Origin of the sequence: Aquimarina sp. AU474 (assembly GCF_900312815.1) — a bacterium.
Taxonomy (GTDB): Bacteria; Bacteroidota; Bacteroidia; order Flavobacteriales; family Flavobacteriaceae; genus Aquimarina.
Map to the genome: position 1 here is coordinate 1,628,950 of NZ_OMPE01000009.1, position 17,133 is coordinate 1,646,082.

11 protein-coding genes are annotated in these 17,133 nt (G+C 33.0%); all 11 read left to right on the forward strand.

Features of this window, described 5'->3' with window-relative positions; genetic code table 11:
- The first annotated feature begins 4 nt into the window (after window positions 1–4).
- The 11 genes from DK508_RS20385 (at window position 5) to DK508_RS20435 (ending at window position 17,128) form a co-directional block, all read left to right on the forward strand.
- Window positions 5–571, forward strand: a complete 567-nt coding sequence (locus DK508_RS20385) for a hypothetical protein (protein WP_109302617.1) — start codon at window positions 5–7, stop codon at window positions 569–571.
- A gap of 63 nt (window positions 572–634) precedes the next feature.
- Window positions 635–3,811: a hypothetical protein gene (locus tag DK508_RS20390; RefSeq protein WP_109302618.1), complete on the forward strand. Its 3,177-nt coding sequence runs from the start codon at window positions 635–637 to the stop codon at window positions 3,809–3,811.
- Between the two features lie 4 nt (window positions 3,812–3,815).
- Window positions 3,816–4,673, forward strand: coding sequence for a DUF6734 family protein (locus DK508_RS20395; RefSeq protein WP_109302619.1), 858 nt, complete (start codon window positions 3,816–3,818; stop codon window positions 4,671–4,673).
- 52 nt (window positions 4,674–4,725) lie between these two features.
- Window positions 4,726–6,390, forward strand: a complete 1,665-nt coding sequence (locus DK508_RS20400; RefSeq protein WP_109302620.1) for a DUF6734 family protein — start codon at window positions 4,726–4,728, stop codon at window positions 6,388–6,390.
- Window positions 6,362–7,279 carry a DUF6734 family protein gene (locus DK508_RS20405; protein ID WP_160114814.1) on the forward strand — a complete coding sequence of 306 codons (918 nt, stop codon included), beginning with the start codon at window positions 6,362–6,364 and terminating at the stop codon, window positions 7,277–7,279. The genes DK508_RS20400 and DK508_RS20405 overlap by 29 nt, the downstream gene beginning before the upstream one ends.
- Window positions 7,280–8,842: a contractile injection system tape measure protein gene (locus tag DK508_RS20410; RefSeq protein ID WP_109302622.1), complete on the forward strand. Its 1,563-nt coding sequence runs from the start codon at window positions 7,280–7,282 to the stop codon at window positions 8,840–8,842.
- A 54-nt stretch (window positions 8,843–8,896) separates the two neighbouring features.
- Entirely contained in the window at window positions 8,897–12,985 is a 4,089-nt protein-coding gene (locus tag DK508_RS20415) for a PKD domain-containing protein (protein WP_109302623.1), read from the forward strand.
- A 32-nt stretch (window positions 12,986–13,017) separates the two neighbouring features.
- Window positions 13,018–13,860 carry an N-acetylmuramidase family protein gene (locus DK508_RS20420; RefSeq protein ID WP_109302624.1) on the forward strand — a complete coding sequence of 281 codons (843 nt, stop codon included), beginning with the start codon at window positions 13,018–13,020 and terminating at the stop codon, window positions 13,858–13,860.
- Window positions 13,838–15,193, forward strand: coding sequence for an ATP-binding protein (locus tag DK508_RS20425; RefSeq protein WP_235016448.1), 1,356 nt, complete (start codon window positions 13,838–13,840; stop codon window positions 15,191–15,193). Before DK508_RS20420 ends, DK508_RS20425 begins: the two co-directional genes overlap by 23 nt.
- Before the next feature lie 26 nt (window positions 15,194–15,219).
- Window positions 15,220–15,693 (forward strand): RNA methyltransferase, encoded by a 474-nt coding sequence (locus tag DK508_RS20430; RefSeq protein WP_109302626.1) that lies wholly within the window; start codon window positions 15,220–15,222, stop codon window positions 15,691–15,693.
- Between the two features lie 91 nt (window positions 15,694–15,784).
- A complete protein-coding gene (locus tag DK508_RS20435) occupies window positions 15,785–17,128 on the forward strand; it encodes a sodium:alanine symporter family protein (protein WP_109302627.1) in 1,344 nt (447 codons plus the stop codon).
- Window positions 17,129–17,133: the final 5 nt, after the last annotated feature.

The window sequence follows — 17,133 nt, forward strand, 5'->3', positions numbered from 1 at the left end:
TTATATGAAAAATATAATTAATCTTTTAGAAGATTTTTTTGAGAGAGAGGTAAATGCTTTAATGGCTCGGCGAAAAGCCGATATGGCAAATTATAATGAAAAATTAAAGTTAATGAACGAGTTAACTATTGAATTGTTAAAGAATTCATTTGGTATGATACCTGCCAAGAAACTTTACGATGAAAGTTTTTATGAACGAGCTCAAAAGGCTCCACCTGTTCTGAAGCGACATTTGTTTCGAATCGATGAATATAAAACATCTAAAGGAGACATTGTATATACGTGTATGGCTTCGGGTTCAAATCCCAAAATAGCTAGTTTATTTAGTTTATTCATTGTTGGTTATATTGATAATGAGCCGAAAATATTTACAAAATTCACTCTTTCTGATAATGGTATGGGAGGAGATATGAAATGGTTTTCTGGAGGAGGTGATGAAAGGTTTGAACATAAAGTAGATGATGAGTTTGTTTTAAATGAGACTGCTTTAGGTGAAAAAACAGAAACATTGCGATTACAAGAACCAGTAGAAACTGATATAGATGGCTTAAAAGAATACAATAAAGATTAATCTCTGTTTTATAATCCAAAAGAGGGTAACAACAAGACATACAATAACAAAACACATAAGGTTATGACAACGACATTAGAGGCAATAACCACCAATTTTAGAAGGTTTACTCAAAATCAGGTCCTTACCGAGGGGCATCTTAATCAAATCGTTGATTACTTTGATGATCAAATACGATTATCCAGAACCTGTCTTAGTGGGGTTGGGATCGTATGTGGTTTTGAGGTAAGCTGCGATGAGACCACCAAAGAAATTACCATCACCCAAGGAGTTGGAGTAACAACCGATGGAGATCTAATGCATCTTTTTGAATCTGATGCTGAAGGAGCTTTAACAATAGATTTAGAATCTATTACTTATGGTGGATATCAAGGTTATGATAATACCCAAGGCAATTATAGACCTTTCTTTTATAGAGGTAGTTCTCAAATTACTTTAAGAGAACTTACAGTTCAATCTAGAGGAGATGGAATAAGACCCCTTAGTAGTTTATCTACCCTTAAAGATATGGTGGTGCTATTGTATCGCGAAACGTATATTGAAGAGGCAGATCTTTGTACTACTCTGGGTTGTGATAATCAGGGAGAGAGTAGGGTTGTTAATCACAGAGTATTGTTAGTTAGCAAAACAGATGCAAGATATATTATTAGCCAAGATCAAACGATACAAAAAACTAATTACGGTAAGCTATATTATGATCTTCCCGAGGTTACCATGAATAAAGTTGTAGGTACACCAGATATTTTTGACACCTATATTGATTTAAAACAGAGCTTTTATGAAGTAATAAAAACGACCAGCACATTACAAGATTTACGAGAAGGATACAGTAAACTTTTAACAGCTTTAGAAGCGCAAGAATTATTGGCTGTAGTAAATGGAAAATTTGCAGAGCTATTCAATTTTGGAGAAGTTAATATTCCTGACGATTTTCAATACCTATATGACTTATTAAAGGATCTTGTAGGTACTTATAATGAAATCAAAGAGTTATTGCTTACCATAGAAGTATCAGATTGCTGCGCAGGGTATGAAGATTTTCCTAAACATTTGATGTTAGGCGAAGTCGAAAAGGCAGGAGAATGTTATGAGTGTAGACATGGTTTTTATAAATCTCCAATACTAGCAGATCTTGTATCCACCACCTGTGATAGTTGTGCTCCCAAAGAGTTAGATTATGATATTAGCGTTGATGATGATCCTGTTTGTGATGATAGCGTAGGCAACACAGATGGTAATCATATTGTTTTTGTTATAGATGAGTCTGGTTCTTTTAGATCGCAAATAGATTTTGTGAAAGATTCCTTAAATGGTTATCTGGATTCGGTATCCGCTACCAACACAAATATTTCGATTATTGGGATGTCTACTAATGTTGATAATACCAGAAGTGATCACGTGATTTATAAGCGTGCGAATGATCCGGTACACAGAAATTGGATTGATAGTATTTATGGAACTGCTGCTTCTCAAGGAAATGGAGGATCTGATTTTTGGGGAAGTGGTTATCAAGTAGTTTTAGAGTCAATCTTGAATACCGATATTCCTGATCCTACAATTGTTATTGTTCTTGGTGATGAAGGACCTGGGCCTTATAATGCCGCGGGACATAGTGTGACTATCGATAGAGCGGGAGCAATAAAAAGAGATACCAAGTTGTTTTTATATATTGTTGATTCCAACAGAGATACTGTATTATCCGGTATAGCTTCAGATGCGGTTTCGGCAGATTCGGTTGCCAGTATTGATGGAGAAACGGATCTGGATACTTCAGATTATTTTGTCACTGCAGATTTTAGAGATTTAGAGATAAAAATTAAAAATCTAAATGAATCATTAATCAATTCGAATATTCTTTGTCCCGAAACTACTGCAGATGAGGTAGTGGTAGGAGCATCTAATACAGAACTTACTATTTGTTATAGTGCAGGTAAAAGTGAACAACGACTTTTTACTTTGATTAGAAGAGCAGTGCAACAATTAGCGAATTATAACCCAGATTATGGCTTTATTAAAGTTACGCCATCTATGAGTTTGGGAGCTTTAAGTAAAAAGGCAATTCCGTTTTATTACAACGTAGGTGAAAAATTGATAGAATATTGGGATTTTGATAAGACTATACTTGGAAGACATAGAACCAATTTGAGTTATCACGATGGCCTGTTAGCGATAAAAAAACCTTTAGAATTTTGTATTGATAGTGATTTTTATAGAGTAGAAGGTCATTTGGGAAGAGATTATAAAGAGGTAGTAGGTAGAATTAACACCATCAAAAAATCAAATAGTTTAGGTTTTAATGTAGTAGCATTACCTATTGATAATGATGATGTAATAGGTGAGGATTATAAATCTTTTTATTTAAATCGCAATTTTGGGTTAGAGCACAAGGCAGGAGTGCCTCCTGGGGGGACCTTAGTCCTGTTTTACCTACAAAATAGACAATCCGATGGAGGAAGTGTTTTTGTGGGAGAAGGAGATTTTGATGGTGTTAGAGAAGTACCTTCAAAAAGACGCGCAGCTGCTGCTAGTGCTAAATCTTTTGAGATAGATCCCAGAGTAGCTAATCCTGTAGTAGCAGATTTTTGTTTACCATACCTCTGCTGTGATGAAAACGAAATAGAAGTGAGTCTTCCTGACGAAATTATTTGTTTTGACGAAAAGACACCTCCGGTTCCTTTTGATGTAGTGCCTAGAACAGCTGTGGTTAGAGCAGATGTTCCTGATGGATTAGATGGTGGAGTGATACAAAATTCTGATGGCACATATTCATTTGATGCAAGAAGAGTGAGTCCACAATTACATGGGATAAGTATTCGATTTATTGTAAACAATCAGAATTCTAATTTTGGAGTTAAGGTATATCCAAAACCAGAATTATCGATAACACATTCTGTGAAATATAGTAATAATAAAACTATGGCTACAGTAACATATACGGTTGTAGGAAGCGATATCGGTACCATTACAGATTTTAGATGGGATTTTGGAGATGGTTCTCCTATTGCTAGTACAAGACCAAATAGTTTTGGGCAAGTCATCAAAGTGTATAATCTACCTGTAAATGATGATAATATGGTTTCTCCGATGCTTACTATAACGAGAGATTTTTGCTCGACAAATGTGCCTATTAGTGATATAATTTTTGATGATGTACCTTATTACTATGGATATACAAGCGCAAGAAGATTTAATGGTGATGATGATGATATTTTATCAATGTCAATAGGAGATTTATTATAGAAATTTGGAAAAAATCAAACTAATATATAGCCTTAATACGTATCCAATTACTCATAATAGATGGAATATGGGTAATAAATTAAAGGATACCATTTATATGACAGCTGCTAGCATTTTATATAGCTGCCAGTGGTATGAAGAGGTCGAATTATATGTGGATGACATAGGGTATGCCTATTTAGAAACATTGCCCTGTAAAGTTACCTTAGTTGATTTTGATCAAAACTCAGAATTATGGATGAAACCAAAATTATCGGTTATCGAAAATCAGAATACACCTTTTATTCATATAGATAACGATGTTTTTTTAAAGAAATCAATTGCTATGGAGTTTGATAAGGTTTTAGTCGAACGCAAAGATATAGCCTACCATAATTATAAAGATTTAATAACTTTTTTTGATCAGTATTGCAATGGTATGATGTTTTGGAATCCAAAATTAAGGTATGCTTGGTCTTGCGGAGTCATTGGATTTAAAGATTTAGAATTAAGAGATGATTTTGTGAATGGTTATAAAGTGCTTGAAGATGTTTTTGAAAAAAATAAAAATGATTATGAGTGTTTTAAAAACAGTTGTAATGGAAAAGGGTGGTATTTAGAACCAGGTTTACTTTTAGAACAGTATAATCTCACTAGTCTTCTTTCAAAAAAAGATATAATTCCAGCAGTTTTAATTCCTGGAGAATCACATCAAAAACAATCATCCTATGCAAATGAGATTGGGTACACTCATCTTTTTGGAGCTTCAAAGTATCACCCCAAAAACATAAATAAAATAGAAGAATTGTTAAATGAAAAGTTTAATGCTCACTATAAAATAATTAAAGAAAAAGTAAACTTAAACCAAACCGTGATGGTATAGATTTTAAAACAAAGTATAAAATTATATAAACAAGTAAGACAGTATCACTAATATGAATAAAATTGTGTACAGTTTCTGGACTGCACCTTTAAAAAAAAGGTGGAGAGAATATAGAGAAGGTTTGGATCTAGAAGAAATAATACAATCTTCTATCAACTGCTTGTATTTATCTGCGTTGTATTCAAAAAAATGGGGCTTCGAAGTAGAAATTGTAACCGATTTAGATAGTGTAAAACATTTTGAAGAATTAGATGTAGATAACTTGTCTACAGAGCTTACTTTTTTGAGTTATGAAGGGAGTTCTTGGATACAAGGTAAAATGTTTGCGATCTCCAAACAAACAAAACCTTTCGTGCATATTGATTGGGATGTAATGCTAAGGAAAGAGACTGTAGTCGATATTATTAAATCATGTAAAGCAGATTTAATCGTACAAAGTTTGGATGATATTTCGTTTGATCAAAAAGGAACTATTGGTAATGAAATACTATGGGAACATATAGAAAATTTTAAGTGGATTGCAGATAATAGCCCTTTTTATATTGAAGAATTAAATAGAACACACTATAAGGTATATAATACAGCAATTATTGGATTTAATAATTTGATATTGAGAGATGCATATATCAATGATTTTTTAAAGTGCTTGCAAATTAATCGCGGTACTAACAAAAAAAGGTTTTTTGATATTGATGTGTCTAGAATGATAGATCAATACCTAATGTATTGTGTTGCAAAATCTCACAAAGCAAAGGTGCAGGTATTACTACCCAAAGAGCAAAATATACAAGAAGAGGCAAAAAAGATGGGGTATACTCACCTCACTTTTTTGAGTAAATACACCAAACCCGTTCAACAACAAATTGTTCGCAATATCCATAAAGAATTTCCTAAGTACAGTCATTTAGTTGTTCCAAAATTATTAACAGAAAACAAAATTAAGATTAGTTTATGCACAGTAGTGATGAATAGATTTGATCATTTGATTACTACTTTAAAACATAACCTAGAAATTGTAAGGAATTTTGAAGGTGCCGTAGATATCAATATCATCGATTACAACTCTACAGATGGATTAGAAGATTTCTTATTTGGTCAGGATTGGTTTATCGAAGCGATCCAAGATGGATTAATTATATATTATAAAAATTATACTGCAGAGTATTATCATCGTTCTCTTCCCAAAAATGTAGTCCACTATTTAGCATTAGGAGAGTATCTAATTAATATAGATGCAGATAATTTTGTGAGCGGTAGTTATCTAAACTATTGCCTTTCATTAATAAAACGCGAAAAGGATTTTTTCTTGCGTCCTTCGATTTTATGTACAGGAGGATCTTTTGGTCGTATTATGGTCAATAGAGAAGATTTTAAAAAAATTGGGGGCTATAATCTTAAGATAGAGAACTATGGATATGAAGATACAGAGTTTACATTGAGGCTACGTAAAATGGGTCTAAAACAATTAAAAGCTCCAGGACATTTATGTAGTGATGTGATAGAACACGATGATGCATTAAGGACGGTTAATGAAAAAAAACGCATAGATACAAATTCAGAAGATTATTCACATGATGAATCTGATCACCAAAACAAGAAAATTAATTTTGAGCTATATCCTAATAAGAATAAAGTAATCAATATCGAATTGTTTAAACTAAATCATAATAAAAAGAAAATAAAAATTCATGACGCCGGTACAATTGCTTTGGACTAAACCATTTGATCATAACAATGACAAATTTGAATCATGCATCTATATGTTTTTAAGTGCACTGATGATCAAAAAAGTCTATGGTGAGGTTCATATTATGACAGATTATTACGGAAAAGAGTTGATTCGTCAATTAGAGCTGCCGTATGATGTAATATATTCAGAATTAGGACAAATGGATGAGGTAACCACTTTTGTAGATGCAAAAATATTAGGATACAAGATGCTAGCTGATTTATTACCAAATTATCTATATCTCGATTACGATATTTTTATTACCAAACCAATCAAAGAAAGGGATATTATCGTGCAATGCGACGAAGGTTTAAACTCTCATCCCTATTGTCTATATCATTATTTTAAGGATAAAGGAGTGAAGTTTTACTATGAGTACGCCGATGAAGATTTAAGGTTTTTAAATATGGGATTATTTAGGTGCACCGATAGAAATATAATTTATGATTATTATGATGCATATTTCTCTACCATATATCAAAATCAACATTTAGACTTTGATGAATATACAATGGCACAACTCACTATGTTTTTAGAACAAACCTATGTTCTAAAAACAGTTCAAAAACACAATAAGACAGATCAGATATACGAATATTACCCCAGAACCAAATCTACCTATAATGATTATATGTACACCAATAGTGATCATAGATTGGATAAGATCATCAAAAAGTATGTAGGGAATACGTCAAGTCTTGATCATGGTTTTTATGTAGCTCCTTCTGATATTAATAATATCGATAAAACAGGATACACTCATTTGATGCATTACAAAAGAATGAAAGAAATATCACTTGATGTTATGGAATATGCTTTTAAAAATTACCCAAAGGAGTTTGCTAATTTAATGACAAATATGAAATATATCTGCTAGATGAGTAGTGCTAAAAAACATATAATAAATAAGATGTATCTCGAGGTTAATACAAACTCTAGAGATAAAGCTTATGAGATTAAAGATAATCTCGATGTGTTTTTGAAAGAAAAAGTGTTTCCGAAATTAGAAAGTCATTTTGAAGCTTTAGAGAAAGAATATCAATTTGAAATTATTCGGATTGAAAAACTTGATCTCGACCTCAAGTTTGATCATCAATTTTCTAATGTAGAATTACAAGATGAGATTATTAAAAGTATTGATCAGGAGGTTCGTAAAAAAATCAAGCAACAAGCAACAAGCGATAAAGGATCAGATGTTTTTTTGAGTTCGGAGAAAAGTAAATTGAGAACATTTTTGTATTTCCTAAAAAAAGGAACTGCGCCTTGGTGGGATACTAAAACTACTAATTTTTTGCATGAGATAGATCAAATCGAAGAAATTATTAATGTTTCTGGATTCGAAAATGCCATTATTGAGAATTTGAAAAATCATGTAAGCAAACAACGATTGATCAAACAATTTCCAGATCAAGTAGTTAGATCAGTACTAATGCGAATGTATACATCTGCGACGTACAAGATTAATTCAGAGATATTATTTGGGGATGAATTGATTACATATTTAGAAAATGGAAGTGTTCAAAATCGCGAAAGGATATGGAGTGCGATAGTACAATATATTTATACTAAAAATGACTTGGAGTTTTATCAAATCTTAAAAAATATCCAATTAGAACATACAGAAGAATTAAAAAATAAAAAAGAATCGATAAGCAAAGAAGACACATGGCTTTCAAAAACGATTGATATAATTGGTTTAGAGTTAAATGTTTTAGAAGAATTTAATTTGGAAGAAAGAAGTTCAGACACCGATATTTCTCAAATTAAATTAATAGAAAATGATATAGATCAAACACCTGATCAGGAAAACATACATAAGGAACAAGTACAAGAGTTAGAAGCCGATTTTTTAACCAAAAATCTTAAAGAAAATAGCCAAGACGATCAAAATATAAAAACCCAAACAGATAATGCTGATCATGACGAAATTGATGACCTAGTAGAGGAATCTTATTATATTTCAAATGCCGGATTAATCCTATTACACCCCTATTTAAAGTATTTTTTCGAACATTGTAATTTACTCGATGATAAGAGTAAAAACATAAAGAATCAGGAATTAGCAACACATTTGCTTCATTATGTTGCAACTCAGGGGCACCAACAACCAGAGCATCTCATGATTTTTGAAAAGTTCTTATGTAATATTCCAATACATAAACCAATAGCTAGAGATGTTACGTTACTAGAAGAGTATAAGAATCATGCAGAAAATCTTTTAGAAGCAACACTTCAAAATTGGGGAGCATTAAAAAATGCTTCTCCCGATCTATTGCGTAATGAATTTATTCAACGTCCGGGAAAGCTAATCTTAAAAGGAGATAACCCAAAGATTATTATTGAAAGAAAAACGCAAGATATTCTATTAGATAGATTACCATGGAATATCAGCGTTATAAAATTACCATGGAAAGATAAACTGATTTTTGCGGATTGGTAAGTTTATTCATTAAGAACATAGAGATAAAAAAATATAATAAAATATACACAAATCATGATCACCAAACTAGCAAAAATATCGCCAGGTTTTAGAAGGTTTTCAAAGAGTCAATTCTTAACAGAAAGCCATCTTAATCAAATTGTTGATCATTTTGATGATCAAATACGCTTATCAAGAATCAATTTGAGTGGTGTAGGAATTGTATGTGGTTTTGATATAAAATCAACAGCAAGAACAATTACTATTACTCAAGGACTAGGGATTACTACCGACGGAGATTTATTGCATCTATATCGAGATAGAGGAGAGAATAAAATTATTGATTTTCCAGAGATTACATATACTCATTTTCGAGTTTATGATAATGAAAAGGCTAATTATACACCGTTTTTTTATCAGGGAGATGATCAAATTGAGTTATATGAATTGCTTCCTAGAAGAGAAGACAGTGAAACTTTTCCGCTTACTCAATTATCTGCTGGTGATGGTCCAGATTTACAGGATATGGTAGTGTTAATCTATCTAGAACATTTTGAGCGCAATATTAATAGATGTAGTAGTCTAAGTTGTGATGGAGAAGGTATAGATGTTGTTGCCAATTTCAAAATTTTAGTCACTACCAAAGCTAATGCTGCGGTCATTAATAGTCATGATAAAACTATAAGTAGGCCAAACTTTAAAACGATATACTATCAATTACCAGAGGTGTTTTTACCCAAAGTAATTCCAGGAACAGATGATTTCAAAACATTATTTACACTATGGGAACGTCTTAGTGCTCCTTTTGGGAATAAAAAAATAATAGAAGATGTAAAAGAAGGCTTTGTAAAAATACTAGATACAGTAAAAGCTCCAGAGCTTAAGCTAAGGTTTGAAAACAGAATCAATGAGCTTTTTGATTTTGATACTGATAATGCACTTCAAGATATACAATATCGGTACGATTTATTAAAAGATGTTGTAGATACTTATAATGAGATTAAAAGAGTATTACTTCAGTTATCATCTACAGTTTGTACTGCTAATCTCGGGGATTTCCCTAAACATTTAATGTTAGGAGAAGTGTTTAAAGAAAAAGCATGTTATGATTGTAGGCATAGTTTTTATAAATCTTTGGCACATACTTCTAAAAGTGGAGATCGCTGTAATAATTGTAATAATGATGATAGTGCTACAGAGCTTAGCGTATGCTATGATATTCATAACCTCGAACAAAAGATGTATAGTCTTTTGTTGCGGGTAATTGCACAACTTGAAAACTATAATTTTGAATATAAATTAATTAAGATTACCCCATCACTTATTCGTGGAACTTTAGGTAATAAAGCTATACCGTTTTATAATAAAGTAGATAAAACATTATTAAAACTTTGGAATTTTGATAAATCCGTGAGACATCGAGAAGGGACAAATATAAGTTATCATACTAATCTATTAGATAACAAAATTCCGTTAGACTTATGCATTGATAAAAATTTTTATCGAATTGAAGGACACCAAGGAAAAAATTATAAAGCTGTTATTGAAAAACTTAAAGAGATAAAGAGTAAAAAGGCTTTAAGTTTTAATATTGTGGCCTTGGGAGTTACGAGTCGAGAAATTATTACAGGAGAAAATTATACTTCGTATTATCTAAATAGAAGACAAGGAATTGAACATAAAGCTGGAGTATCACCAAGAGGAACTTTTATTTTGGTTTTTCTAGAAGACGCTCCTAGAATAATTGGGGAAGGTGAGTCTTTTAGAAGAGAGGTTAGGGTATCTGAATTTGCAGAAGGTGTTTTTCAGCCGGTGATAGCAGATTTTATGGTGCCTTATTTATGTTGTGACGAAAGTGTTTTAACGTTAGAATTACCTATGGATACTTTATGTTTTGGAAGAGATACAGAACCTATTCCGTTTAAAACTAATCCTAGGGATGGATTTGTTACAGCCGATATCCCTGCTGGATTAAGCGGTGGTGTAGTACGGGATGATAATGGGGATTCTTTTTTCGATCCCAATCAGGTGAGCCCAGAATTAATAGGTGCTCCAATAAAGTTCGAAGTAAATAATCAAGATTCTGAAGTTACCATAACGATTCATAGAAAACCAGAACCAATAATTACAACTTCGGTAGTATATGATAATCCTTTTAAAACAGAAGTAACAGTTACTTATACGGTATCTGGACCACATATTGATGAAATTACAAGATACGAATGGGATTTTGGTGACGGTACAATTATTGAAATGGAGCCAGATGCTGCTGGGGTAATAGTTAGGCAATATGATAATCTTCCTGAAACTGCACCTAATACCATCAACCCTGTACTTAGAGTAAACACCGATTTTTGTGAGAATACGATTATTATAGACCCAATTACTTTTGAAGATCCGATAGTCATTGAGTTAGAGTTGGATAGAAATGAAATTTGTGTAAATCCAGAAGATTGTGATATTCCTGTTCATATAGCACTGCTCATTGATGAATCAGGGTCGATAAGTGGTAATGAAATTACTGAAATAAAAAATGGTCTTACGGTATTTGTAAATGATCAAGAAAATTCAGGAAACCTGATCACACTTTGTAATATGAATGTTAATGACAATCTTTTACCTACTAGAATTATTCCTGAGACTGCTATTACACCAACAACCAAATCGCAATTCACCAATTGGATTAGTGAATATAAAACAGATAATAGTACTCTTATAAGTGCAGATTACTGGTCAAGTGCTATAGGGTATCTTACCAATGATATTTCATCTCCAAATCCACTTACAGTAGATTTGGATATAGTGATTATTATAACCGATGGGTTGCAAACTCAAAACTTTACTCAACTTAAGGATAGGGTAGCCAGATTAAGCAATCAAACTCATATTTTTTATTATGCACTTAGTGATGGTTCCTATGCAAGTTCCTCTTCCAGTAGAGATTTAGCAGTAGCGTTACCGGATCTATTGGGTAGGCCGCCGGTTTTAAGTAATCCCGATTTTTCAGATATAGACACTGCCGATTATTCTTCTTTTACAAACTTTGGTCAATTGGGTCAGTTTTTGAGTAATCTTAAGACAGTTTTAGACAATGCTATAGGCTGTGTCGAAAAAATTAATGCCATAACATTACAACCACCAGGAGGACAAATCACCACTTTAGGTACTGCTTCTTTTAATGGTTTACAAATTCAGGGCACGGTGATTACTATAAACCCGCAAGAGTTCGATGCTTATGGTCAGGTTATTACATTTGCGGTAGATGGATTTGATACAGGAACCACTTTAGTTGTGGGTAGGGCACCAGAGTTTGCCATAACCGTAGACCCTGATAAGATCGAATATAATGATGATAAGACAAAAGCTATAGTAACTTTTGATGTTACAGGAGAATACATCCCAGAACCTTTTGCGTTAAAATGGGACTTTGGTGATGGTAGTCCAGTTTTTGAAGGCACCGAATTAATACAAAAACATGAATATACAGATATAGCAGCTCTGGGTGATAGAATTGCTATTGTAAATTTAACGGTCGAAGATCCAGCGTGTGGACCGGTGACCGAAACGGCCAGGGTTGTTTTTGAAGAGATTGAAGAAGAAGTATCTTTAACCATTGCGCCAAGAGTTTGTTTGGATGATAGTGGAGAAATGGATGGGGATCTCCCTGTTCCTTTTGTAGTGACTCCGGCTGGAGGAAAAGTTGCAGCGGTAAGAAGAGCTAATGGGATGCGAATAGGTACTAACCAATTAACATTATCTTCTGGTTTTACTAGATTTGACGAACCGATTGAGTTTACAGTTAATGATAAGCCAGTTCCGGATACACTCACTGTTGTTAAAAAACCAATCTTTTCGGCTAGATTTAACCGATTTGCAGAAGAGGGCATGATCATTACTGAGGGACCAATCATTGATGGTCCCCAACCCAATGCTTTCCCAATAATATTTTCGTTTTTTGCAGAAAACTTAAGTAGTATAGATGATAAAGATTATAAATTTATATGGGATTTTGGAGATGGAAGCTCTTTTGAAGCTAGAGAAGTAGCACATCGCTATAGAGTAAAGAATGTAAGAATCAAAGTTACAGTAACATTAACCATAGAGGGTGGTTTATGCGATATAGAACCAATGATTATAGAAATAGATCAAGTATTTTTGGGTTAGAAATGATTTTGCAATAAACAAAGTTTTAATATATGAAAACGATACGTTATAGATCTCGTGGTGAAGATGTTCATCATTTAGAACAAATTCTGGCTAAACTAGGATATACTGTATTTGTATCAAATTTCTTCGGAAAAGATACTCATAAAGCGGTTAAAGATTTTCAACTTAAAAATAATTTGATTGTTGATGGTATTGTTGGATTAAAAACATGGTCGGTGCTTATTGAAGCCGAAAAGAATCTTGTTGCTTTTAATGATAAATTTCTTTCAGAAAAAGATGTAAAGGACTTCGCCAATAAGTTTGGATTAGAGTTAGCTATGGTTAAAGCTGTTAATGAAATAGAAAGCAGCGGAAAAGGGTTTTTGTTACACGGAAGACCAAGAATTCTATTTGAAGGTCATATTTTCTGGAAACAGTTAGAGAAACGAGGTATAAAACCATCACAATTTGTTTCGGGAAAAACCAAAGACATATTGTATAAAAAATGGACCAAGACTCATTATAAAGGAGGGTCGGGAGAATATGATCGTTTAGAGAAAGCTGCAGGAATATCAGATAAACCAGAGTTTCACGAAGCAGCGTTTAGTTCTGCTTCTTGGGGGTCATTTCAGATTATGGGATTTCATTACGAACATCTAGGATATGCATCGATAGATCATTTTGTTTCAGAAATGTATGAGCATGAAAGAGAACACCTTAAAGCTTTCGGGAAGTTTATTTCAAAAACTTCTTTTAAAGGTAAAAAGCTAATTGATTGGATTAAAGAAAAAAATTGGGCAAAGTTTGCCGAAGGATATAATGGCCCCGGATATAAAAAGAATAAATACGATATCAAATTGAAAAATGCATATGTCAAATATAGCAATGACTGATGAAGCACATAAAACAGAAATAGAAGTACTATTTCAATATTTAGAAGCATATATAAAATACCGTCTTAGTATAGAGCTAAGAAAAGATATATTAGAATTACCTAAGTTGTATTTACCATCGAATAAATCTCCCTTGGCACAATTTATTGTCACAAATAAATTATCTGAGGTTGAGGTTATATTGGTTTTACTTGCTCTTGCTCCTCATATTAATCCTTCATTATTACAGCAGATAGTTTCATCTTATTTTCCTGGAGGGAATGAGTTTGTTGCCTTTGGAGGAATAAAGGGAAAATTTCACAGAGGAATTATTCCAACAGGAGAAACCGCATTATATATTTTGGCAGGAAGCAATCTTGATGAAAGAACTGTGCTTATGGATTATATCCATTCGGGATCAGGATTGTTTAAAGAACGAATACTGTATATAGATAATGTACCTAGTGGAGAACCCAAAATGAGTGGTAAATTATTTATTGATGAGGAGTTTTCTTCGTTTTTAACAACTGGTAGAATATTAAAACCAACACTTAGTCAAAATTTCCCAGCAAGTCTTATTAGTACAGATCTCGAGTGGGATGATCTCGTTCTTCAAGAAAAAACACTTCAGCAAATTCAAGAAATTGAAGTATGGTTAAAACACAATCATATTTTAATGGATGAGTGGAAGATGAAAAGTAAAATAAAGCCAGGATATAGGGTCATGTTTTATGGTGCTCCAGGTACAGGAAAAACACTTACAGCTAGTTTGTTAGGTAAATATACAGGCAGAGATGTGTATCGGGTTGATTTATCTATGGTGATATCTAAATATATTGGAGAAACAGAGAAAAACCTTTCATCTTTATTTGATAAGGCAATTAATAAAGATTGGATTCTTTTTTTCGATGAAGCTGATGCTATATTTGGTAAAAGAACCAATGTAAGAGATGCACATGATAAATACGCAAATCAAGAAGTTTCATATTTATTACAACGTATTGAAGCTCATCCAGGATTGGTTATTCTAGCCTCTAATTTTAAAACGAATATTGATGCTGCATTTACCCGTAGGTTTCAATCGATTATCGAATTTAAACTACCGGGCGCTCCAGAACGATTAAAACTTTGGCAGAACATATTGCCAAAAAATGTTGATTTAGAGAGTGACATTTCTCTTGATGAGATATCTAGGAAATATGCTATTACAGGGGCAAACATCGTTAATATTACGCAATATGCTTGTTTAAAAACAATAGCTAGTAAAAATGAAAAGATTAAATTAAATTATCTCCTTGAAGGATTAAAAAAAGAATATACCAAGGAAGGTAAAACAATTACAATTAGTAAGTAGAAATTTACTTTTATATTTTTGCGGTTATGGTAGATAACTTCGAAAATGAGTTTTTTGGTATAGGTATTCAGAATGGTAAAACTCCAGAAAACTTAGGCGTACTATGGCGTTCTGCACAAAATATGGGAGCGAGTTTTATTTTTACTATTGGAAATCGCTATGCAAAACAAGCTAGTGATACCCATAATGCAGTAAAAGCAATGCCATATTTTCATTATGATACCTTTGAGGATTTTTATCGTCATTTACCAAAAGGAGCTATGCTTGTCGGTGTTGAACTTACGGAGGGTGCCGAGTATTTAGAAAGATTCAAACATCCCAAACGATGTGTGTATTTATTGGGGGCAGAAGATCATGGTTTATCTAATAAAGCAATCGAAAAATCGCAATTCTTAGTAAAGTTTAAGTCAGAGCTTAGTATTAATGTAGCTGTTGCAGGGAGTATTATTATGTATGATCGCGGGATTAACAAACCAAGATTTATTAGAGCTTCAAAATAGTATCAACCTCTTAAATATGTTGTTTTCTCAGAAAAAAGGAATACGGTAATTCGATTTTTGTCATTACTTTTATGACAACTACTAAAAAATTATGTTCGAAACTCTAGAAGGCCTTGTAGCTAAGTTTAGTTCTTGGGTATGGGATTGGCCATTACTGATACTTCTTATAGGAGGAGGATTATTCTTTTTGATCTATTCACGTTTTGCTCCTTTCTTTTATTTTAAACATGGTGTAGATGTCCTTAGAGGAAAGTATGATGATGAAAATGCTCCTGGTCAATTAAGTCATTTTCAAGCTTTATCATCTGCTATTGCAGCAACTGTTGGTATGGGTAATGTTAGTGGGGTTGCGGTAGCTATTGCCACTGGCGGTCCTGGTGCTGTGTTTTGGATGTGGATAAGTGCTATTATCGGCATGGCCACAAAGTTTTATACATGCTCGCTTGCTGTAATGTATAGATCCGAAGGAGAAGATAATACATCTGTTGGTGGGCCTATGTACGTAATCACAAATGGTTTGGGTAAGAAATGGAAACCGTTAGCCATTTTTTTTGCTTTAGCAGGTTTAGTAGGAACACTGCCTGCATTTACAGCAAATCAACTTACGCAAACACTTGTAGATGTAATGCGTTGGGAAGAGAGTGATAAAGTCTATATAGGTATCGCATTGGCAGTATTAGCATCCTTAGTGATATTAGGAGGAATTAAAAGAATTGGTTTGGTAGCCAGTAAATTGGTGCCATTTATGGTCGTTTTATATTTTATTACGGTAATTACGATTTTAATACTGCAAATAGATAAGGTGCCTTATATGTTTGGATTGATTTTTTCTGATGCTTTTTCTGGTAATGCTATTGCGGGAGGTGCTTTGGGATATCTTATTAAAACAGGAATAAAAAGAGGTGCTTTTTCTAATGAAGCAGGAGTAGGTACAGCACCAATGATGCATGGTACTGCAAAAACTAAAGAGCCTATTAGAGAAGGATTGGTCGCTATGATAGGTCCTGCAATAGATACATTATTAGTGTGTACATTAACAGCTTTGGCGATACTTTCGACAGGAGTATGGAAAGACACAGAAAGTAATGGGATTTCTCTTACACTGCAGGCATTTAATTCGGTTCTGCCTTATGGTTTGGGAGATATTATCGTAATTGTTATGGTATTGGTATTTGCATTATCTACGTTATTTTCATATTCTTACTACGGAACCACATGTCTTGGGTTTTTAACCAAGCCCAAATACGGTAAATATTATAATTATATTTATATCGCTTCTATAATTATTGCAGCTATTGTAAAAATAGATTTTGCAATTAATTTGATTGACAGTGCTTTTGCTTTGATGGCAATTCCTACGGTAATATCTGGATTATTACTAGCTCCAAAAGTAAATAAAAGGGCAAAGGAATATTTTAATCAATACAAAACATAATTCGA